Genomic DNA, 20,881 nt, shown 5'->3' with positions numbered 1-20,881 from the left:
CCTTGTGCCCGTTCACATGCGCTCCGGCGCGCTGACACCGAGCAGGGCGAGGCCGTTCGCGAGGACCTGACGGGTCGCGTTGACCAGCACCAGCCGGGCGGCGTTGGTGGGGCTGACGGGCTCGTCGCCCAGGGGCAGCACGCGCAGGTTCTTGTTGGTCTGGAAGCGGTGGTAGGTACCGGCCAGCTCCTCCAGGTAGCGCGCGACCCGGTGCGGCTCGCGCAGGCTCGCGGCGCTGGTCACCACGCGCGGGTACTCGCCGAGGGTGCGGATGAGTTCGCCCTCCTCGTCCGAGGTCAGCAGCGCGAGATCCGGTGTCACCTTGTCGTATTCGAACTCGGCGGCATTGCGGGCGATCGACGCGGTCCGCGCGTGCGCGTATTGCACGTAGTAGACCGGGTTCTCGCTGCTCTGGCTGGTCCACAGGTCCAGGTCGATGTCGATGCTGGAGTTCACCGAGGAGCGCACCAGCGAGTACCGACCGGCATCGACACCGATCGCCTCGACCAGATCCTCCAGCGTGACCACGGTGCCCGCGCGCTTGCTCATTTTCAGGGCGACACCGTCTTTGAGCAGATTCACCATCTGCCCGATCAACACCTCGACGGTCGCCGGATCTTCGCCGGACACCGAGGCGATCGCCTTCAACCGACCGATATAGCCGTGGTGGTCGGCACCGAGCATGTAAATGCAGAGATCGAAACCGCGGGCCCGCTTGTTCTGGAAGTAGGCGATATCGCCGGCGACATAAGCGGGCTTGCCGTCGCTTTTGATGACAACGCGATCCTGATCGTCGCCGTATTCGGAACTGGCGATCCACCAGGCGCCGTCTTTTTCATAAAGATCGCCGGATTCGGTCAGCTTCGCCACGGCCTGCTCGACCGCGCCCGACTCGAACAGCGAGCTCTCGTTGAAGAAGACATCGAAGTCGGTGCCGAATTCGTGCAGCGACTGCCGAATCTGCGCGAACATCAGCTCGACGCCCTCGGCGCGGAACAGTTCCTGACGCTCGTCTTCCGGCAGCGACAGCGCCTCCGGGTGTGCGGCCACGATCGTGCTCGCGATCTCGCCGATGTAGGCGCCCGCGTAGCCGTCGTCCGGGGTCGGCGCGCCGGCGGCCGCCGCGACCAGCGACCTGGCGAACCGCTCGATCTGCGCGCCGTGATCGTTGAAGTAGTACTCGCGCACCACCTCGGCGCCCTGGGTCGCCAGGATCCGGCCGAGCGCGTCACCGACCGCGGCCCACCGGGTGCCACCGAGATGCACCGGACCGGTCGGGTTGGCGGAGACGAACTCCAGGTTGATCCGGCTGCCCTTCAGCAGCTCCGAGCTCCCGTAGGCCGTCCCGGCGGCGAGCACCTGCTCGATGATCGCGCCCTGCGCGGACGCGGCGAGCCGGATGTTCAGGAAGCCCGGACCCGCCACCTCGGCGGAGGCCACCTCATCGGTGGAGCTCAGCGCGTCGGCGAGCCAGGTCGCCAGATCTCGCGGATTCGTACCTGCCTTTTTCGCGACCTTCATCGCCACATTCGTGGCATAGTCACCGTGTTCAGGGTTGCGGGGGCGCTCGACAGTGACCTCGTCGGGGAGTACCGCGGGGTCCAGTCCGCGTTCGACAAGCACCTTCGCCGCAGTAGCGCGAAGGAGATCTGCAAGGTCAGCTGGAGTCACGAGTCTCTATCCTATGGTCTTGGCGGGTGTACACCTCGAGTGGGCACTGCGCCGGAACCGTCCGCAACCCACAGCAGCCCGCGGATCCATCACGTCGAGAGAGCACAACGAGCGATGCCGAGCAGTCCCAGCGCCAAATCGGCCAAAGCCGCCGCCAAGTTGTCCGGCTCCCATAAAGGGGGCGGCCGAGGACAACTTCCCAAGAAGAATCGTCAGATCCCCTGGTTGGCCATCGGCGCGGCCGTAGTCATCATCGCACTGATCGGTGCGCTCGCCTACAGCCTGGTACCCAAGTACCAGGAGAAGGCCAGCCTGGAGAAGTACACACCCAGCGCAGAGCGCAAAGACCCGTCGGACTCGATCGAAGGCGTGGTCAAGAAGGAGTACCCGGCCGGGCTGCACATCGGCCCCAACCAGCGGGTCGCCTACGACCAGAGCCCCGCGTTCGGCGGACCGCACGACGCCTCCTGGGCCACCTGCACCGGCGTCGTCTACGACAAGCCGATCCGGATGGAGAACGCGGTGCACTCGCTCGAGCACGGCGCGGTGTGGATCACCTACAACCCGGACAAGGTGGACGCCGCCGGTCTGGACTCGCTGAAGAGCAAGGTGCAGGGCAAGCCGTACTCGCTGATGTCGCCGTATCCCGGTTTGGACACCCCGGTGTCGCTGCAGTCCTGGGGGCATCAGCTCAAGCTGGACAGCGCGCAGGACAAGCGCGTCGGCCAGTTCATCACGGCACTGCGCCTGAACAACTACACGTACCCGGAGGTCGGCGCGGACTGCTCGACCATCGCGTTCGACACCGACAACCCGCCGCCGTTCGACCCGACGCCGCCCGGACCGGACGCGGTGCCGATGGATGGCAAGGGACTGCAGCCGGATCCGTCGGAGATTCCCGGTGGGTTGCCGGGCGTGCCCGGCGTTCCCGGACTGCCGGGTCTGCCCGGCGCGCCAGTGCCCGGACAGCCACGGCCGGGTCAGCCCGTGCCGGGTCAACCTGCGCCCGGTCAGCCCGCTCCCGCGCCGGGGGCAGGGAGCTAGTGGCCGCCGACGTCGAGCCGGACTCCACCGAGTCCGGCCTCGGTGCGCAGGTCCGTCGCCAGCGCACCGCACTGCTCGCCCTCGGCCTGATCGGGGCCATTCTGATCGGCGTCGCGCTCGGCACATTGATTCGACTGCCGCTCGACGGCTCGTCCGAACCGGACCCCGGCACCGTCGACGTCGGCTTCAACCAGGACATGTCGGCCCACCACGCGCAAGCCGTCGAGATGGCCGGCGTCGTGCTGGTCCGCTCCACCGACACCGACGTGCGCCGCCTCGCCTACGACATCATGACCACCCAGCAGAACCAGGTCGGTCGCATGCAGGGCTGGCTCCAGCTGTGGGGCGAACCCGCGCAGAGCATCGACGGCTACATGGGCTGGATGCACGAGCAGCCGACCGGCCACGGACACAACGGCACCACTGCGGCCGCGACCGGCCCCATGCCGACCATGCCCGGCATGGCCACCCCCGCCGACCTCGCCGCCCTCCGCCAAGCCACCGGCCCCGAGCTCGACACCCTCTTCTTGCAACTCATGCTGCGCCACCACCAGGGCGGCCTGCCGATGATCCAGTACGCCGCCGAGCACGCCGAAACCACCGCCGTGCGCACCCTCGCCGAGACCATGGACAAAACCCAGCGCGGCGAAGCCCAACTCATCACCACCATGCTCACCGCCCGCGGCGCCACCCCCCTCCCGCAAAGCTGACCCGCCCCCGAACACCCTTTTTGGCCAACAGCACCCGATGCGATACGCTTTCCCCGCCCGATCGACGGCCCCCCGCCACCGATCGAAAGCTATCCCGCCCTCGTAGCTCAGGGGATAGAGCGTCTGCCTCCGGAGCAGAAGGCCGCAGGTTCGAATCCTGCCGAGGGCACAGCATGAAAAGGCCCCGACCAGTGCGAATCTGGTCGGGGCCTTTCTCGTTCCACGGTGTGAGCTCGCATCGATGCCGCGCGATGACTCAATCTCACCCGGAGGATGCGCTCAGGCCTGAACGTAGCCGTGTGCTACATCGGCAAGATTCCACCACGAGACATGTTGGGTATCAGCAGATTCCATCGACCAGCGTTCGGACAGCCGATCGAAGAACGCATCGTCGCCGGTCTTGCCACCCTTCGGCTCACCGATGTAGACCAACCGCCGACCTCCCCGCGCCTCGAACGCAGCCAAGGCCCGAGACGCCACCGGATCTCCCCACCCCGGCGGCCAGCACAGGAACAACACGCAATCCCCGTTCAGCTCTGCCTCGAACTCGACCAACCCGCCGACCGGATGCCACACGTCCAGCTGACCCGCAGCACCCGGGAACGACACATTCGCAGTGCTGTTAGGCGGCTCCACATCGAACGCGGCCACATCCACACCCCGCGCGGCGAGCTGCCCGGCCCAGTACCCGCGCCCCGCACCCAGCTCGAGTACCCGTCGCCCACCGCTGAACTCCGCCAGCCACCCGATCGATTCCGGCGACGGCACCGCGTACGCGTATGCCGCTTGCAGAATCGTCTGCGCGAACGCCAGCCGCGCGCTGCCGTTTCGCCTGCCACCGTTGATAACCCGACGCCCACCATCCTCGCCAACCGATGGCGAAACGATGTCCCAATACGGATTCCCTGACTCCGACACACCGCCGGTCATGAAGTGCACCAGCCGCAGATCGAATGCGGCATCAGCGGCGGAATCGTCGGTCCCCGGCAACATCGGCGCCGTGTCGAGGTACTCCGCGACTTTCGGATACTCCAGCCGAAGCCGCTGCTCGCCCTCCAGCAGTGCTGCCAGTTCCATGCGTCGCTCGTTGGTCAGCGTGAGCCCGGTCATGCACTCAATTCTCGCTGGCGCACACAACTGCCCTGCCGGACGGCTTCTCATTGAACAACGCGGGCAATCGTCGGGTGGCGTGGGCGAACAGGTACGCAGGCCGATGCCGCGGCGATCAGCTCTGCCGCTGCTTCCGCGCGTACCACCACAGCAGAAGTGCCGTGCTCGTGAAAGGGATGATGCCGAAGGCCAATCCAGTGACCGCCCGGTCGGGATCATCGAGGTCTATGTAGTTCCATTTGCTGCCGAGGAACTGGGTGGTCAGTTGGAAGGTGGCGTGAAATCCTATGCAGGCCCAGAGGTTTCCGGTGGTGGCGCGAAGTGCGCCCTGCACGGCGGAGAATGCGAAGAAGAATATGGCGCGGTCGAGGGACCCTGCGGCGCCGATCAGGACTCCCCATGCCGTGAACAGTGCCGCTTGGCCGAGGACGGTGGCGGCGGTGGGCCAGCGTTCGCGGAGGTTGGCGAAGAAATATCCGCGGAAGATGAGTTCTTCGGGAAAAGCTTCGTATAGCAGTGCCAGTGTGAAGAGTGCGAGCATCGCCAACAAAGTCTGTGGTACCGGTGCCCGCACCGTGAGTTCGGCCCAGCCGAGCCAGATCATTACGGCTGCGGACAAAAAGGCGGGAATTCCCCAGCATGCGGCGCCGAAAAGGAAAGCGCGCCAACCAGGTCCGAACGACGACAAGCCGAGTCCGGACCACGGCCGACGATCGAGGAACCGGCGCGCCGCGTAGATGAACAGCACCGCACCCAGCGTCGCACCGACCGCAGCCGCCACATGGCGGCCCCGGCTGTATTCCGCGCCGAACACCAGGTCTGCCCCGCGAAACAGCACCAGCCACCAGACCGTCACCGCGACGAAAACTACGATCGACCTGACCGCCAACGCAGGCCGACCATCCTCGGAGCTCGCGAAAAACGCCACGTCACGACCGTATCCCGCACTTCAGGCGGTGCACATCCTACGAAATGGTGACTCCCGAACTCACAATTCCATTACCACTGCGGACGCGCGGTAAAGCCGTCGTGCGTCGTTCAGGCGCAGCTGAATTGGAAGGCGGCGGTCTGCGTAGCGTCAGGAATAACGTCCACCTTGACCGAGGTCGTGCTCTTCGGTTCGCAACCCGAAACCGAGGTGAACTGGGCCAGATAGCAACCGGGTGCGAGGTTGGTGGCGGCGGTGCCGTCCGGCCCGGTGGTCAGGGTGGCAAGGATCGGGCCCGCGGCGCAGGTGGTGACACCGATTTGCACGCCGGCGACAGCGGCCGGTTCAGCACCGGTAGTCGCCGCTTGCACCCGCAACACGCCCTGCCCGGCCGGCGCCGGGTCGGCTCCGGCGATTCCCGCACCCTGCGCGATCGCCAGCAAACCCACGCCGAAAACGGACATGCCGATCAATCTGCGCATTCGAATCTCCCTCTGCACGAACAAATATGGGCGGTCATCCGCACTCGGCAAATATAGGTCGCCCGACCGCCCGCCCGGTACCAGGACACGCGAGGCCACGGTCAGCGCCTTTTTCCACTCGACCGGGCGCGGGCTTGCCGTAACCTTCGAGGAAGCCGAAGGGGGCCGACGGAGGCGAGACGATGACTTATCCGCCGGGCGGGCAACCGCCGCAGGAACCGCAGTATCCGCAGCAGCCCGAGGAGCCCACCTCCTATCCGCCACCGCCGGGTGACCCACAGGTCGGATATGCACCGCAGGCCGGCGCTCAACCGTCCCGCAAGAGCAAGATCGGCCTGATCGTCGGCCTGCTGGCGGTGGTACTGCTGGCGCTCGGCGGCGCGGTGGTGCTCGGCGCCGTGCTGACTGCGCAGGGCAAGGGCCCGCTCGCCTCCGATGACAAGCGGATCGAGGTGGCCATCCACGACTTCTACGACACGCTGGAGTCCGAGGGCTTCCGGGCGGCCGCGGCCAAGGCGTGCGCGGCGGACCGGGCCGAGTTCGACGCGCTGCCCGAGGAGCAGAAGCAGGAGTTCGAGTCGGCGACGGTCGCGGTGAACATCGATAAGATCGAAGATGTCGCGATCGACGGTGCGGTCGCGACCGCGCACATCCTGGGCACACTCACCCTGGAGGTGCCGGGTCAGGCCCCCGACACGGACACGAGCACCACCGAGCACCTGAAGAAGGAAGACGGTAAGTGGAAGGTCTGCTCCGCGAGCTCGCCCAAGAATTGACCCCGCGCCGCGCCGATGAGTGACGGCGGCATGAGCGAGCGGACCACAGGCCCATCGTGCTGCGGCCCGTCCAGGCGAACCATGCTCGGCGCCATGGGCCTTGCCACCCTGCTGCCCTTCACGCGCCCGAGTTCGGCTCGGGCCCAACCGCATCCGCTGATCGCCACCGACCTGGAGGTCGTCACGATCACCGACCGCTCGGTGATCATCACCTGGACGACGGTGACGCCCGATGCCGCCGGACGACTGACGCCGGTGGACACCGACGCGGAAGTTCTACTGGCCCCGGCCGATTCGGCCCGCGCCCCAGTTCCCGTGCACGCCGACCCGCAGCCGACACCGTTCCACTACGCCGAAATCGACGGCCTCGAACCCGGCCGCACCTATCGCTTCGAGGCATGGTCCCACGGCGTGCGCGCGATCCCCGCGCTCTCGTTGACCACCCTCAGCCCGGGAACTCCCGAATCCACCGGCGAATTCACCACATTGGTGCCGCCGCCGGGCCGGCCATTGCAAACCCTCGCCCTCGCCAACGATGTGCACTACGGCGAGGAGGTCAGTGGTCTGCTGGTCGCCAACGTGCCGCCCGGCGTCCGTCAGGACATCCCGCCGTATCCCGAGGTGATGCTGGCCGCCCTGCTCGACGATCTGCGCCGGCCGGACCGCGGCGCCGAGCGCCTACTGATCGCAGGCGACCTCACCAACGAGGCGTCGCTGAAAGATGCGCGCGCCGTGCGTGCCCATCTCGACACCTGGGGCGCGCTCGGTACCGACTACTTCGTCGTGCGCGGCAACCACGATCGCCCCCATGTCGGCCCGGACTACGCGAGCTGCCTGCCCGCCCCCGCCGACCACCACGACTGCTGGGCCGAGGCGTTCATCCCGCGTCAGCAGCTGATCGAGCACGAGACCGGCGGCCTGCGCCTGCTCGGCCTGGACACCAGCGAACTCGACGGCTCCGGCGGCACCATCGACCGGCCACAATTCGATCTGCTGGCCGAGCGATTGCGCGCCGACCCCGACCGCCCGACCCTGGTCTTCGGCCACCACCCGGTCACCGTCGAATCGGGTTTCACCAATCTCGCGGGGCCGGGATTCGTCCTCAACGGCCGCGACAGCGCCGAACTCCAAGCCCTGTACGCCCGCTCCCCCGGCGTTTTCCTGCACCACAGCGGACATACCCACCGAAATCGCCGCACCCGCCCGGACGCCGCCTGCGCCGTGGAATTCCTGGAAGTGGCCGCGGTGAAGGAATATCCGGGCGGTTACAGCCTGCTCCGTCTGTACGAGGGCGGTTACATGCTCAACTTCTACAAAACCCGCACCGACGCTGCTCGCCGTTGGAGCGCGACCACCAGGTCCGAATACTTCGGCCTACTCCCGGATTACACGCTCGGCACCACCGCCGACCGTAATCACGTTGTCCTGCGGGACTTCTCGGGTCTGCACTGACCGGCCGGAAATTCCGGAAACGCCGCTGCCGGACCGATATCATCCGCGCACGTCGGACGCGGTATGTTGCTTAGGTAAGCCTCATCAACATGAGGAATTCCAGCGGAAGGACCGAACCGATGCCTGTCGGATGGAAAACGATCTCCGGAGTACTGGCCGTCACGGTAGCGGCGCTCGGCCTACAGGCATGCTCGAATTCGTCGGATGACACGCAAGAGATCACGGTCTACAACGCACAGCACGAATCGCTCACCAAGGAATGGGTGGCGGCATTCACCAAAGAGACCGGTATCAAGGTCACGCTCCGGCAGGGCGGTGACACCGCGCTGGGCAACCAACTCGTCGCCGAAGGCGCCGCCTCGCCCGCCGACGTATTCCTCACCGAGAATTCCCCCGCCATGGCACTGGTCGAGAACGCGGGTCTGTTCGCCGACGTGGACAAGCCGACGCTGGATCAGGTACCCGCGCAGTTCCGCCCGTCCACCGGAAAATGGACCGGAGTCGCCGCGCGCTCAACGGTTTTCGTCTACAACAAGGACAAGGTGGCGGCCGACCAGCTGCCCGCCTCGCTGCTCGACCTCGCGCAGCCGCAGTGGAAGGGCCGCTGGGGCGCGGGCGTCTCGGGCGCCGACTTCCAGGCGATCGTGGCCGCCCTGCTCGCGCTGAAGGGTGAGGACGCGACCCGCGCCTGGCTGAAGGGCATGAAGGAGAACGCGACGCCGTTCCCGAACAACGTGGCCACCATGAAGGCGGTCGACGCGGGCAGCCCGGACGGCGGCGTGATCTACCACTACTACTGGTACCGCGACCAGGCCAAGACCAAGGAGAGCAGCAGCCACACCGCGCTGCACTACTTCAAGAAGCAGGACCCGGGCGCCTTCGTCAGCATCTCCGGTGGCGGCGTGCTGAAGTCGAGCAAGAAGCAGGAGTCGGCGCAGAAGTTCCTGGCGTTCATCACCGGTAAGGCGGGCCAGGAGGTGCTGCGCGACGGCGACTCGATGGAGTACCCGGTCGCCAGCGATGTGGCCGCCAACCCGGCGCTGCCGCCGCTGGCCGACCTGCAGGCGCCCCCGGTCGATCCGTCCAAGCTGGACGCCAAGAAGGTCACCGCGCTGATGACCGAGGCGGGCCTGCTCTAGCCGTGGCCGTCCGGACCGCTGTCGCCTCGTCCCGGGTCGGTCGACCCGGGCCCTTCGTCACGACCGTCGCCCTGCTGCTGGTGGCGGCGACGTTCGTGCCACTGGGCTACATCGTGTCCGAGATCTTCTCGACCGGGCTGAGCCAGGCCGCGGACCTGGTGTTCCGGCCGAGAGTCGCTCAGCTGCTGCGTAATACGGTCGGCTTGGTGGTGTGCACCGTGCCGATCTGCGTGGTGCTCGGAGTTGGCCTGGCGTGGGTGGTCGAACGCACCGACGTGCCCGGAAAGGCTTGGTGGGGGCCGATATTCGCGGCGCCGCTGGCGGTTCCCGCGTTCGTGAACAGCTATGCCTGGGTCAGCGCCTTCCCCACCATGCACGGTCTCTCGGCCGGGGTGGTCATCGCAACCATGTCGTACTTCCCGCTGGCGTATCTGCCCGCGGCGGCCACGCTGCGCCGCCTCGATCCCGCCGTGGAGGAGTCCGCGCGGGCGCTCGGGTCGGGGCCGGTGGCGGTGTTCGCGCGGATCGTGTTGCCGCAGTTGCGGTTGGCTATTTTCGGCGGCGCACTGCTCATCGCCTTGCACCTGCTCGCCGAGTACGGCGCGTTCGTCATGGTCCGCTTCGACACCTTCACCACCGCGATCTTCGAGCAGTACCAATCCAGCTTCGCCGGCCCCGCGGGCAGCATGCTCGCGGGTGTGCTGGTGCTCTGCTGCCTGGTGCTGCTGGCGAGTGAGGCGGCGGTGCGTGGCCGCAGCCGCTACGCCAGGATCGGCAGCGGCGCACCGCGCGCAGCCGCACGAATCCGCCTCGGCGCGAGCACGATTCCGGTGCTGGCCGCGCTCGCCCTGGTGACCGCCGGTGCGCTGGGCGTTCCGCTGTGGACCATCGGGCGCTGGCTGCGCATCGGCGGCGCGCAGGTGTGGGACTTCACCGAGCTCGGCGAGGCGCTCGGGCAGACCATCGCGCTGGCCGCGGTGGCCGCGCTGCTCACCACGCTGTGCGCCTTCCCGGTCGCCTGGATCGCGGTGCGCTCCACCTCGGTGTTCGCCCGAATGGTGGAGGGCGCCAACTACATCACCAGTTCACTGCCCGGCATCGTCATCGCGCTGGCCATGGTGACGGTGACCATCCGATGGGCGCCCCCGCTCTATCAGACGGCGACCATGGTGGTCGCCGCCTACGTGCTGCTGTTCCTGCCCCGCGCACTGGTGAGCGTGCGAGCCGGGCTCGCGCAGGTGCCGATCGGGCTGGAAGAGGTGTCCCGGTCGCTCGGTAAATCCGGTCCGGTCACCTTCGCTCGAATCACCTTGCGGCTCACCGCTCCTGCCGCGGCCGCCGCCGGTGCGCTGGTCTTCGTCGCCGTCGCGACCGAGCTGACCGCGACACTGCTGCTGGCACCCAACGGAACTCGCACGCTGGCCATGCGATTCTGGTCGCTGTCCGGCGAATTGGATTACGCGGCCGCCGCGCCCTACGCCCTGATCATGATCGTCGCGGCGGTGCCGGTGACCTATCTGCTGTTCACCCAATCGCGGAAGGCGGCCGGAATATGAGTGAGCTCGTCGTTGCCGATGTGTCGAAGACGTTCGGTCAGCATCGGGTGCTCGGTGGGATCACCCTCGAGGTGCCGGACCGTACCTCGACTGCGGTGGTCGGCTCCTCCGGCTGCGGCAAGACCACGCTGCTGCGGGTGATCGCGGGGTTCGAGGCACCGGACGCGGGGTCGGTCGCGATCGGCTCGGAAACCGTTGCCCGCGATCGGTTCTCGGTACCGCCCCAGCGGCGCAACATCGGGTATGTCGCGCAGGACGGTGCGCTGTTCCCGCATCTGACCGTCGGCCAGAACATCGCCTACGGACTGCGCGGCGGATTCTACGGCCGGCGCAACGGCAAACACCGCGTCGACGAACTGCTCGACATGGTCTCGCTGGATCCGTCCTACGCGGAGCGCCGCCCGCATCAACTCTCCGGCGGACAGCAGCAGCGCGTCGCCTTGGCCCGCGCCCTGGCCCGCAAGCCCGACGTGATGCTGCTGGACGAGCCGTTCAGCGCCCTCGATGCCGGCCTGCGCGCCACCACCAGGCAGGCCGTCGCCGACACGCTGCGTGCGGCGGGCATGACCAGCATCCTGGTCACCCACGATCAGGAGGAGGCGCTGTGCTTCGCCGAGCAGGTCGCGGTGATGCGCGACGGCCGGTTCACCCAGGTCGGCGCGCCGGAAGAGGTCTACGCCGCGCCGAAGGACCTGTTCACCGCGCGCTTCCTCGGTGACTGCGTGCTGCTCGACGCGGTGGTGGACGGCGACGTGGCGAAGTGCGTGCTCGGCCGGATTCCCGTGCAGAAAGGCGCGCCGACCGGCCAGGTCACCATCATGGTTCGCCCGGAACAGCTTGTCGCCCATGAAGTTTCGGCAGGCGAGCCGGACAGCGGGGTGGTGCGCGATGTCGAATTCCGCGGTGCCGACGTGATGCTCACCATCGCGCTGGACGGCCGCAGCGACGCGGTACGGGTGCGCCGGGCCAGTGTGGCGGCGCCTGCCGCGGGCCGGCGCGTACGGCTCGAGGTGCTCGGTTCGGCTGTGGCATATGCCGAACCGAGCGTTGCCGCCTGAGGCGACCCTCGAACCCCGATGGAGCGAGCGGCGGGAATTGAACCCGCGTAAACGGCTTTGCAGACCGTTGCCTCAACCACTCAGCCACGCCCGCCTCACGATTGAGTGTGCCGTGCGCGAACTCCTGGATACACCGTTGCGCTCAGCCTGATTCGAAGCGCCAGGCTCGATTCAAAGCCACTGGGCCCGACCCGAAGCCACTGAGCTCGATTCGCAGCACGGCCCTGATTCCGAGCATGCGGCCTGATTTGCAGCACGCATGGAATGATCGGACCATGTCTCGGCCACGCCCGCTTCCGCTCGACCCGATCGAGGAGGCCCATCGCCAGTGGGTCGACCACGGCTGGGGGGACGTGGCCGACGGCATGGCCGCGGTGACCTCGCTGGTACGTGCCCAGCAAATCGTGATGGCCCGGGTGGACGAGGCGCTGAAACCAACCGGTTTGACCTTCTCCCGGTACGAACTGCTCATGCTGCTGAGCTTCAGCAAGACCGGCGCGCTGCCGATGGCCAAGGCCAGCGCCCGGCTGCAGGTGCACCCGACCAGCGTGACCAACACGGTGGACCGGCTGGAGGCGGCGAAGCTGGTCGAGCGGGTGCCGCACCCCACCGACCGGCGCGCAACCTTGATCGAGATCACCGCCGCCGGAAGGGAATTGGTCGCGCAGGCGACCGAGGAACTCAACACGAAGGTCTTCGCGCTGCCCGGCCTGGCGCCGGATCGGCTGCACACGCTGCTGCAGTTACTGGCGGAATTCCGACACGCCGCAGGCGACTTCGACACCGGCGGCGAGCAAGCCCGCTGGTCTACGAACCGGCCCGAATGAGACAGACGTACTGGACGGTTCAATACACCCCCTGATCGACCAGGCGGTAACGGTCCGGCATCCAACTAGCGAATTTCCCGCCCCGTCGTCTTGGCAGCGGGCGCAAAAGGGTTCACCATGTAAACCATGGTGCTGGTCTTGGGGGTATCGGCGGGCGCTGGTGGCGCACGCGCGATGCTGACACATTCCGATCAGCCGCATCTCCCGCCGATCGACCGCTGCGAGGTGCCGCGACGCGCCGGTGGCGGCGTCGAAGAACCCGTTTTCGAGGCCATCCGGCAGATGCGCGGCGCCGCCGACCGGCGCGACGAATTGGTCACCGGAACCGCGGTGACCTGCCGTTGCACCCTGCATGCCGACGCCATCCGGACCAGCGCGGGCCGCAATCGCCTCACCATCGTCGACGAACCGCTTGCCCAACTGCGCTACCTGCGCTTCACCGGCCAGTTGCCGGACGAGGGCACGGTGCTGCTCTACGACCTCGGCACGTCCGGGCTGACCATCACGCACGCCGACTGCCGCAACGACACCATCCTGGCCGGTAAACGCAGCACGGTGCTCGGCGGCGACGGCTACGACGCGCTGCTGCGCTGGCAGCTCGCCCGCGGCGGCGTGCTCACCGACAAGCTGACCAGCCGCAGGCATCGGGAGGCGCTGAGCAGCGAGCGGGTGGTCACCGCGATCGACCCCATCTCCGGCGACCGCGAGGTGGTCACCCGCAGTGACCTGGCCGAATTGTGCGCGGCGAGCATCCATCACTCGGCCTCGTTCGTGCGTCAGCTCATCGAGGAGAGCGGTGTGCAGCCCGACGCGATGGTGCTGCTCGGCGGCTGCACGCGCAGCCCGAGCATCCGCGAGGAGCTCGCGGAGCTGATCGACCTGCCGATCATCTACGACCCGGAACCCGACTACGTCTCGGCCCGCGGCGCGGTGTTGCTCGCCGCGGAGCGGCACAGCGGCGACGTGCGGATGCCGCGCGTGCGAGCGGGTGCGGCGCTGTCCGCATCGCTGGCGCACGGCACGGTGGACCGCCGCAAGCTGATCGCCGCGGTCGCGGTGACCGCGGCGCTCGGTGCGACGATCGCGGGAATCCTTGCCATGGACAACTCTTCGGCCGAACCCACCCACGGTGTCCCGCCGACGCCGATGGACATCGTCGGACCGTCGTCGTCGAGCTTCGGCTAGGGCGTCGGATTCTCCCGGCTAAGTGGATAACTATTCTGCCGGGCGCGCGCGGATCAGCGGTTGGTGAACTTCGCGGGACGCTTCTCGACGAAGGCGGTCATGCCTTCCTTCTGATCGTCGATGGCGAAGAGCGAGTGGAACACTCGTCGTTCGAAGCGCAGGCCCTCGGCGAGGGTGGTTTCGAAGGAACGGTTGACCGACTCCTTGGCGATCATGGTGACCGGCAAGGACATCGAGGCGATCGTCTCGGCGACCTCGAGTGCGGTGTCGAGCAGGTCGGCGGCGGGCACGATGCGCGACACCAGTCCGGCGCGCTCGGCCTCCTCCGCGTCCATATTGCGACCGGTGAGCACCAGATCCATCGCCTTGGCCTTGCCGACCGCGCGGGTGAGCCGCTGCGAGCCGCCGATGCCGGGGATGACGCCGAGCTTGATCTCCGGCTGCCCGAACTTCGCGGTGTCCGCCGCGATCAGGATGTCGCAGATCATGGCCAGCTCACAGCCGCCGCCGAGGGCGTACCCGGCCACCGCGGCGATGGTCGGCTTGCGAAACTGGGCGAGCCGGTCCCAGCGGGCGAAGTAGTCGTTGAGGAACATGTCCATATACGACTTCGGCTGCATCTCCTTGATGTCGGCGCCGGCTGCGAACGCGCGCTCCGAGCCGGTGATGACCACGGCTCCGACCTCGTCATCTCGCTCCAGTTCGTCGAGCGCGGCGATGACGTCGTCGAGGACCTGGGCATTGAGTGCGTTGAGCGCCTTCGGGCGGTTCAGCGTGATCCAGCCGACCCGGCCTTTGCGCTCCAGCAGAATCGTCTCGAAGTCGGTCACTCGGCACCTTCTAGGTCGGGGTGGTCAGGAATATCGGTGACGATACAGGAAGCAGGTATCTCACCCCTTCCGCAACGTCCCGCGGAATCTTTGAAGTTGTTGCACTACAACACAATTGGCTATCCGGGCCCGTTCCGGTCGCTCGTCAGCTCCTGGAAGACGCGCAGCCCCTCGGCGATCTTCCCGGCCGCGTGCTCGAGCTGCTCGGGCGGCAGGTACTTGCCGAACGCGGCCGCGTCGAGCAGCTGGTCACGGACCTGTTCGAGGTTCATCCTGGCCCAGTCCTGGCGGGAAAGTGGAGACACGGCCCGAACAATACCTCGAGTCGAACGCATGTTCGAGACGTGTCAACCTTCGCGTCGGAGTCGGTGCGCTGCGGCCTCAGGCGTCCGCGTTCGGGCCGACGCTTCGTTCCCGGATCTCGGTGACGATGGCCGAGAAGTCGCGGCCGCCGGACGACTCGTTGAACCGGTTGTAGATCTCCGCGGCGAGCAGACCGAGCTGACCGTCGATGCCGTTCTCGCGCAACGCGTTCGCGGCCAGACCCAGATCCTTGTTCATCAGGGCGGTGGCGAAACCCGGCTGGTAGTCGTTGTTGGCCGGGCTGGTCGGCACCGGGCCGGGGACCGGACAGTAGCTGGTCAGCGCCCAGCTCTGGCCCGACGCGGTGGAGACGACGTCGAAGAACGACTGGTGCGTCAAGCCCAGCTGCTCGCCGAGGACCAGGGCTTCGGACAGGCCGATCATCGAGATGCCGAGCAGCATGTTGTTGCAGATCTTGGCGGCCTGGCCGACGCCGGAGCCACCGCAGTGCACCACCTTGCCGCCCATCACCTCGAGCACCGGCAGTGCGTCGGCGAAGTCCTCGGCCCCGCCGCCGACCATGAAGGTCAGCGTGCCCGCCGCCGCGCCCGCGACCCCGCCGGACACCGGGGCGTCCAGCGCGCGATGGCCCGCGCCGATGGCGAGCACCGCGGCCGACTTGGCGTCGGCGACGTCGATGGTGGAGCAGTCGATGAACAGGGTGCCGGGCTTGGCGGCAGGCAGCAGCTCGGCGTACACGTCGAGGACGAGTTTTCCGTTGGGCAGCATGGTGATCACCACACCGGCATCCGCCGCCTCCGCCGCCGTACCCACCACGGTGGCGCCGTCCTCGACGGCCTGCTCCCGCGCGGCGGGCACCGGATCGTAGGCCAGCACGTCATATCCGGCCTTGACGAGGTTCGCCGCCATCGGCGCACCCATGTGGCCGAGTCCGAGGAATCCGATCTTTTCAGTCATTGCTCACCAAACCCAGTTCCTGATCGCCCAATTCGGCGAAGTATGCGTCAACCTGTGCGGCGGTGACGTCGGCGAGCGTCGCCGGCGACCACTGCGGGTTGCGGTCCTTGTCGATCACCTGCGCGCGGATGCCCTCCACCAGATCGGCCGAGGACAACGCCGCGATGGAGACCCGGTACTCCTCGTTCAGCACCGCCTCCAGGTTCGGCGCGGACCGCGCCGAACGCAACGATCGCAGTGTGACCTTCAGCGCGACAGGCGATTTCGTGAGGATATCGGCGGCCGCCTTCGCGGCTTCCGGTGCCTCGTGCGCCTGCAGGCGGGCGACGATCTCCTCCACCGTGTCGGCGCTGTAGCAGGCGTCGATCCAGTCCTGCTGGGCGAGCAGGACGGAAGCCGGTGCGGCCGAGGCGAACTTGGCGATCGCGATCTCCGCCGTCTCGGTGCGCAGCGTATCCAGCAGCGCCGGAAGGTGTTCGGAGGCGAGGTAGTAGTCGGCGAAGCCGGCCGCGATGGCGTCACCCGCGTTCATCCGGGCCGTGGTGAGCGCGACGTGCGTGCCGAGCTCGCCGGGCGTACGCGAAAGCAGATAGGTGCCACCGACATCCGGGATGAAGCCGATACCGACCTCCGGCATGCCGATCTTGGAGCGCTCGGTGACGATCCGGTGACTGCCGTGGCCGGACAGGCCGACGCCGCCGCCCATCACGATGCCGTCCATCACCACCACATAGGGCTTCGGGTAGCGGCCGATCAGTGCGTTGAGCACGTACTCGTCGCGCCAGAAGCGCCCGGTCGGCGAATCCGCGCCCGCCGCACCGCCGGTCGCGTCGGTGTGGATGGCGACGATGTCGCCGCCCGCGCACAGGCCGCGCTCCCCCGCACCGGTGACGACCACGGTGCGGACCTCGTCGTCGTCGGTCCAGGCGTTCAGCGCCTCGCTGATGGCCAGCGCCATCGAATGGTTCAGCGCGTTGATGGCCTTGGGCCGGTTCAGAGTGATGAGCCCGAGCCCATCCTGCTTCTCGATCAGAACTTCCGGTTCGCTGGTCATGCCGCTCCTACCACCGCGCGGGCGACGACCACCCGCATGATTTCGTTGGTGCCTTCGAGGATCTGGTGTACCCGCAGATCCCGGACGATCTTCTCCAGGCCATATTCGGCCAGGTAACCGTAGCCGCCGTGCAGTTGCAGCGCCTTGTTGGCGACCTCGAAGCCCGCGTCGGTGGCGAATCGCTTTGCCATGGCGCACAACTCGACCTTGTCCGGCGCGTCGGCGTCGAGCGCCGCCGCGGCCCGCCACAGCAGGGTGCGGGCGGCCTCCAATTCGGTCCGCATATCGGCGAGCTGGAACCGCAACGCGTCGTTGTTCAGCAGCGGTGCGCCGAACGCGCTGCGCTGCGCCAGATACGGCACCGTCTTGTCCAGCGCCGCCTGCGCGCCGCCGACCGAGCAGGCGGCGATATTCAGCCGTCCGCCGTTGAGGCCGTTCATCGCGATGCGGAAGCCGTCGCCCTCCGCGCCGAGCAGGTTGGCGGCCGGGACCCTCGCGTCTTCGAAGATCACCTGCCGGGTGGGCTGGGCGTGCCAGCCCATCTTCCGCTCGTTGGCACCGAAGGAGAGGCCCGGCGTATCGGCGGGCACGATGAACGCCGAAATACCGCGTGCGCCCGGGCTTCCGGTGCGGGCCATAACCACGTACACGTCGGTGGCGCCCGCGCCGGAGATGAATTGCTTTGCGCCGTTGAAGATGTAGTCGTCGCCGTCGCGGACGGCCTTGGTGCTCAAGGCCGCCGCGTCCGAGCCGACACCGGGCTCGGTCAGCGCGTAGCTCGCCAGCAGTTCCATCGACGTCAGCCGCGGCAGCCAGCGATGGCGCTGGGCGTCGTCGCCGTAGCTGTCGATCATCCAGGTCGCCATGTTGTGGATGGAGATGTAGGCCGCGATGGCCGGGCACCCGGTGGCGAGTTGCTCGAAGATGCGCACGGCGTCGAGCCTGCGCAGACCCGAGCCGCCTACGTCCTCCTGGACGTAGATGCCGCCGAGGCCGAGCGGGCCCGCCTTGCGCAGCACATCGACCGGAAAGTGTTTTTGCTCATCCCATTCCAGCGCGTTCGGCGCGAGGAACTCGTCGGCGAAGCCGCGCGCGGTGTCGCTGATCGCTTTCTCGTCGTCGTCGAGGATGAACATTCGTCAGTCCATCGTCGGGATGACAAACGCGTTGCTTTCCTTCATTCCCGAAGGCCAGCGCTGCGTGACGGTCTTGGTCTTGGTGTAGAAGCGGAACGAGTCGGGGCCGTGCTGGTTCAGGTCGCCGAAGCCCGAGCGCTTCCAGCCGCCGAAGGTGTAGTACGCGATCGGCACCGGGATCGGGACATTGATGCCGACCATGCCCACCTGCACGCGAGCGGCGAAGTCGCGGGCGGTGTCGCCGTCACGGGTGAAGATCGCGACGCCGTTGCCGTATTCGTGCTCGTTGGCCAGGCGCAGGCCTTCCTCGTAGTCCTTGGCCCGGACCACCGTCAGCACCGGACCGAAGATCTCCTCTTTGTAGATCCGCATCTCGGGAGTGACCTTGTCGAAAAGCGTTGCGCCGACGAAGTATCCGTCCTCGGCGCCCTCGACGGTCACGCCGCGGCCGTCGACCACCAGCTCGGCCCCCTCATCGATGCCGATCTGGACGTAGTTGTGCACCCGGTCCACGCCGTCCTTGCCGACGAGCGGGCCGTAGTCGGCGCCGGGATCGTCGGAGCGGCCGATGTTGAGCTTGTGCACCCGCTCGGTGAGCTTGGCCAGCAGGCGATCCGCGGTCTCCTCGCCGACCGGCACGGCCACCGAGATGGCCATGCAGCGCTCGCCCGCGGAACCGTAACCGGCACCGATCAACTGGTCGGCGACGTCGTCGAGGTCGGCGTCCGGCATGACGATCGCGTGGTTCTTGGCACCGCCGAAGCACTGGGCGCGCTTGCCGTTCGCGGTCGCGGTCTCGTAGATGTACTGCGCGATCGGCGTGGAGCCGACGAAGCCGACGGCCTTGATCCTCGGGTCGTGCAGCAGGGCGTCGACGGCCACCTTGTCGCCGTGCACCACGTTGAACACGCCGGGCGGCAGGCCGGCCTCGAGGAACAGCTCGGCCAGCCGCAGCGGCACCGAGGGGTCGCGCTCGGAGGGCTTGAGCACGAACGCGTTTCCGGTGGCCAGCGCCGGGCCCGCCTTCCACAGCGGGATCATGGCCGGGAAGTTGAACGGGGTGATGCCCGCGACGACGCCGAGCGGCTGGCGCATCGAGTAGACGTCGATGCCGGTGCCCGCGCTCTCGGTGTACTCACCCTTGAGCAGGTGCGGCGCGCCGACGGCGAACTCGATCACCTCGAGGCCGCGCTGGATATCGCCCTTCGCGTCGGCGATGGTCTTGCCGTGCTCCGAGGAGAGCAGTGCGGCAAGCGAATCCATCTCGTCCTGCACCAGCGTCAGGAACCGCATCATTACGCGCGCCCGCTTCTGCGGGTTGAACGCGGCCCACACCGGCTGCGCCGCTTCGGCATTCGCGATGACGGCCTGCACCTCGGCCGTGCTCGCCAGCGGCACCCGTGCCTGCACCTGGCCGAGATTCGGGTCGAAGACGTCACCGAAGTTGCCGGAGGTACCCGCGACGTGTTGCCCGCCGATGAAGTGAGTGAGTTCGCGAACCATGCCAGTCCTGTTCTGGTAGCCGACCGTGACACCGCAGCGCGGTATGCGGTCATCCTATAGTTGGACGTCCATGTATCTAGCGAGTGTGATTCATCCCACGTCGCACCTGAGGTGCCGAACACCCTGGGGCACGCGGTCTGCCAGGGGTTTCAGCCGGTTCTGCGGGCAGACTTCGAGGAGGGTCCAGCTCTAGTCCGACGGCTTCGGCGATCTGGTGAGCACATACGAGCCGACTCCTAGAGCAACGGCACCGATCACCAGCACAGCGACCGCTACGGCCAGCACGCTGTCGGTCCACTGCGTCACCGCCTGACCGGTTGCCAGGGCGACCGCGAGCCCGCCACCGATCACGAGCACCGTCGAACGCTGCTGCGCGAACAACACGAAGCAGACGGCGGCCACCAGCACGCTGAGCAAGAACGCCCACGGCCGATGGTCCGAGTCGACGACGATCGCGCCGACCAGTGCGATCCCGACCGCGATCGCGTACCCCAGCCAGGTTTCGACGAACGCGCCGATCCTGCTGAGCGCGAACCATATTCCGCCGACCACCAGCATGCCGAGGCCCACCCAGAGGTCGCCGACGCCGAACATTTCGTCGAGCGCCACCGGGATGGCCGACGCGCTGAAGATGCCGCAGGCGAGCATGCCGATCACCGAAGGAATAGCGATATAGCCGAGCACGGCGGCGACCAGTCCGGCGAGCGCCGCCCAGGACCCCGCGTCGGCGGAGCCGTCGTCCAGCGCGGTGCCCACCGCCCCCGTCACCGACCCGGCGGCGAGCGCCAGCAAAGCCCCGGCGAGCCGGATCCGGGAGCCGTGCGGATCCCGGTCGAACAATTTCGACGGTCCGCCGACCACGGCGATCGCGCCGAGGACGAGTCCGACCGATACGGCGATCAGCAGGGCCACTTGCGCACCGCGCGCGAGGTCGTCCCACGATGCGCCGATCACCAGTGCGATGCCACAGAACACCAACCCGGCACCGATGTACGCCGCGATCTCCGCGAGGATCTTCCCGCGCGGCCGCGGCTCGTGCGCGGCCAGCGCGCCCATCACTGCCTCGAACTGCGCCTCGGTCAGCACACCCTGCTCGACCAGCTTCCGCACAGCCAACCTCTGGTGTGTCGCCATCGCCC

20 protein-coding genes and 2 tRNA genes are annotated in these 20,881 nt (G+C 67.6%); 10 read left to right on the top strand and 12 right to left on the bottom strand.

The features are described 5' to 3' along the window. Positions 1 to 12 precede the first annotated feature (12 nt). Positions 13 to 1,671, bottom strand: a complete 1,659-nt coding sequence (gene argS, locus IBX18_RS15335) for an arginine--tRNA ligase (protein ID WP_194834295.1) — start codon at positions 1,669 to 1,671, stop codon at positions 13 to 15. 114 nt (positions 1,672 to 1,785) lie between these two features. Here argS and IBX18_RS15330 point away from each other — a divergent pair, with 114 nt between their 5' ends. The 3 genes from IBX18_RS15330 to IBX18_RS15320 all read left to right on the top strand — a co-directional run bounded on the left by IBX18_RS15330 (position 1,786) and on the right by IBX18_RS15320 (position 3,594). Further along, positions 1,786 to 2,715: a DUF3105 domain-containing protein gene (locus IBX18_RS15330; RefSeq protein WP_194834294.1), complete on the top strand. Its 930-nt coding sequence runs from the start codon at positions 1,786 to 1,788 to the stop codon at positions 2,713 to 2,715. Continuing rightward, a complete protein-coding gene (locus IBX18_RS15325; RefSeq protein WP_194834293.1) occupies positions 2,715 to 3,425 on the top strand; it encodes a DUF305 domain-containing protein in 711 nt (236 codons plus the stop codon). Before IBX18_RS15330 ends, IBX18_RS15325 begins: the two co-directional genes overlap by 1 nt. Before the next feature lie 96 nt (positions 3,426 to 3,521). After that, a tRNA-Arg gene (locus tag IBX18_RS15320) sits at positions 3,522 to 3,594 on the top strand. A gap of 110 nt (positions 3,595 to 3,704) precedes the next feature. On the opposite strand, the gene IBX18_RS15315 is transcribed toward IBX18_RS15320, so the two are convergent. The 3 genes from IBX18_RS15315 to IBX18_RS15305 all read right to left on the bottom strand — a co-directional run bounded on the left by IBX18_RS15315 (position 3,705) and on the right by IBX18_RS15305 (position 5,945). Beyond that, the gene (locus IBX18_RS15315; RefSeq protein WP_194834292.1) at positions 3,705 to 4,535 is read right to left on the bottom strand and encodes a hypothetical protein; all 831 of its coding nucleotides are present in this window, start codon (positions 4,533 to 4,535) and stop codon (positions 3,705 to 3,707) included. Between the two features lie 115 nt (positions 4,536 to 4,650). Continuing rightward, a complete protein-coding gene (locus IBX18_RS15310; RefSeq protein ID WP_306796269.1) occupies positions 4,651 to 5,463 on the bottom strand; it encodes a CPBP family intramembrane glutamic endopeptidase in 813 nt (270 codons plus the stop codon). Positions 5,464 to 5,573: 110 nt separating this feature from the next. Beyond that, positions 5,574 to 5,945 carry a hypothetical protein gene (locus IBX18_RS15305; protein ID WP_194834291.1) on the bottom strand — a complete coding sequence of 124 codons (372 nt, stop codon included), beginning with the start codon at positions 5,943 to 5,945 and terminating at the stop codon, positions 5,574 to 5,576. Positions 5,946 to 6,127: 182 nt separating this feature from the next. On the opposite strand from IBX18_RS15305, the gene IBX18_RS15300 reads away from it, so the two are divergent. The 5 genes from IBX18_RS15300 to IBX18_RS15280 all read left to right on the top strand — a co-directional run bounded on the left by IBX18_RS15300 (position 6,128) and on the right by IBX18_RS15280 (position 11,926). Next, positions 6,128 to 6,721: a hypothetical protein gene (locus tag IBX18_RS15300; RefSeq protein ID WP_194834290.1), complete on the top strand. Its 594-nt coding sequence runs from the start codon at positions 6,128 to 6,130 to the stop codon at positions 6,719 to 6,721. A 93-nt stretch (positions 6,722 to 6,814) separates the two neighbouring features. After that, positions 6,815 to 8,173: a metallophosphoesterase gene (locus IBX18_RS15295; protein WP_228540964.1), complete on the top strand. Its 1,359-nt coding sequence runs from the start codon at positions 6,815 to 6,817 to the stop codon at positions 8,171 to 8,173. Positions 8,174 to 8,292: 119 nt separating this feature from the next. Continuing rightward, positions 8,293 to 9,312, top strand: a complete 1,020-nt coding sequence (locus IBX18_RS15290; RefSeq protein ID WP_194834288.1) for an iron ABC transporter substrate-binding protein — start codon at positions 8,293 to 8,295, stop codon at positions 9,310 to 9,312. A 2-nt stretch (positions 9,313 to 9,314) separates the two neighbouring features. Beyond that, a complete protein-coding gene (locus tag IBX18_RS15285) occupies positions 9,315 to 10,868 on the top strand; it encodes an iron ABC transporter permease (RefSeq protein WP_194834287.1) in 1,554 nt (517 codons plus the stop codon). Then, complete coding sequence (locus IBX18_RS15280; protein WP_194834286.1) at positions 10,865 to 11,926, top strand: ABC transporter ATP-binding protein; 1,062 nt, start codon at positions 10,865 to 10,867, stop codon at positions 11,924 to 11,926. Before IBX18_RS15285 ends, IBX18_RS15280 begins: the two co-directional genes overlap by 4 nt. Before the next feature lie 19 nt (positions 11,927 to 11,945). Here IBX18_RS15280 and IBX18_RS15275 read toward each other — a convergent pair. Next, a tRNA-Cys gene (locus IBX18_RS15275) sits at positions 11,946 to 12,020 on the bottom strand. A 181-nt stretch (positions 12,021 to 12,201) separates the two neighbouring features. On the opposite strand from IBX18_RS15275, the gene IBX18_RS15270 reads away from it, so the two are divergent. After that, positions 12,202 to 12,753 (top strand): MarR family winged helix-turn-helix transcriptional regulator, encoded by a 552-nt coding sequence (locus IBX18_RS15270; protein ID WP_107660064.1) that lies wholly within the window; start codon positions 12,202 to 12,204, stop codon positions 12,751 to 12,753. A gap of 126 nt (positions 12,754 to 12,879) precedes the next feature. Then, positions 12,880 to 13,938, top strand: coding sequence for an Hsp70 family protein (locus IBX18_RS15265; protein WP_147139527.1), 1,059 nt, complete (start codon positions 12,880 to 12,882; stop codon positions 13,936 to 13,938). Positions 13,939 to 13,991: 53 nt separating this feature from the next. On the opposite strand, the gene IBX18_RS15260 is transcribed toward IBX18_RS15265, so the two are convergent. From IBX18_RS15260 to IBX18_RS15230, 7 genes are all read right to left on the bottom strand, one after another. Then, positions 13,992 to 14,768: an enoyl-CoA hydratase gene (locus IBX18_RS15260; RefSeq protein WP_194834285.1), complete on the bottom strand. Its 777-nt coding sequence runs from the start codon at positions 14,766 to 14,768 to the stop codon at positions 13,992 to 13,994. Positions 14,769 to 14,887: 119 nt separating this feature from the next. Further along, on the bottom strand, positions 14,888 to 15,073 hold the full coding sequence (locus IBX18_RS15255) for a DUF6374 family protein (RefSeq protein WP_147139531.1): 186 nt from the start codon (positions 15,071 to 15,073) through the stop codon (positions 14,888 to 14,890). Positions 15,074 to 15,149: 76 nt separating this feature from the next. After that, positions 15,150 to 16,049: a 3-hydroxyisobutyrate dehydrogenase gene (mmsB, locus tag IBX18_RS15250; protein WP_194834284.1), complete on the bottom strand. Its 900-nt coding sequence runs from the start codon at positions 16,047 to 16,049 to the stop codon at positions 15,150 to 15,152. Next, positions 16,042 to 17,103, bottom strand: coding sequence for an enoyl-CoA hydratase/isomerase family protein (locus IBX18_RS15245; RefSeq protein ID WP_194834283.1), 1,062 nt, complete (start codon positions 17,101 to 17,103; stop codon positions 16,042 to 16,044). Before IBX18_RS15245 ends, mmsB begins: the two co-directional genes overlap by 8 nt. Continuing rightward, positions 17,100 to 18,239, bottom strand: coding sequence for an acyl-CoA dehydrogenase family protein (locus IBX18_RS15240; RefSeq protein ID WP_194834282.1), 1,140 nt, complete (start codon positions 18,237 to 18,239; stop codon positions 17,100 to 17,102). Before IBX18_RS15240 ends, IBX18_RS15245 begins: the two co-directional genes overlap by 4 nt. Positions 18,240 to 18,242: 3 nt before the next feature. Continuing rightward, a complete protein-coding gene (locus tag IBX18_RS15235) occupies positions 18,243 to 19,742 on the bottom strand; it encodes a CoA-acylating methylmalonate-semialdehyde dehydrogenase (protein WP_194834281.1) in 1,500 nt (499 codons plus the stop codon). A 189-nt stretch (positions 19,743 to 19,931) separates the two neighbouring features. Then, positions 19,932 to 20,876: a DUF2157 domain-containing protein gene (locus IBX18_RS15230; protein ID WP_194834280.1), complete on the bottom strand. Its 945-nt coding sequence runs from the start codon at positions 20,874 to 20,876 to the stop codon at positions 19,932 to 19,934. Positions 20,877 to 20,881: the final 5 nt, after the last annotated feature.

It is taken from the genome of Nocardia sp. XZ_19_369, assembly GCF_015355715.1.
GTDB lineage: Bacteria > Actinomycetota > Actinomycetes > Mycobacteriales > Mycobacteriaceae > Nocardia.
The sequence above is the reverse complement of the archived record's forward strand: the minus strand, read 5'-3'. Positions and strand labels throughout refer to the sequence as shown.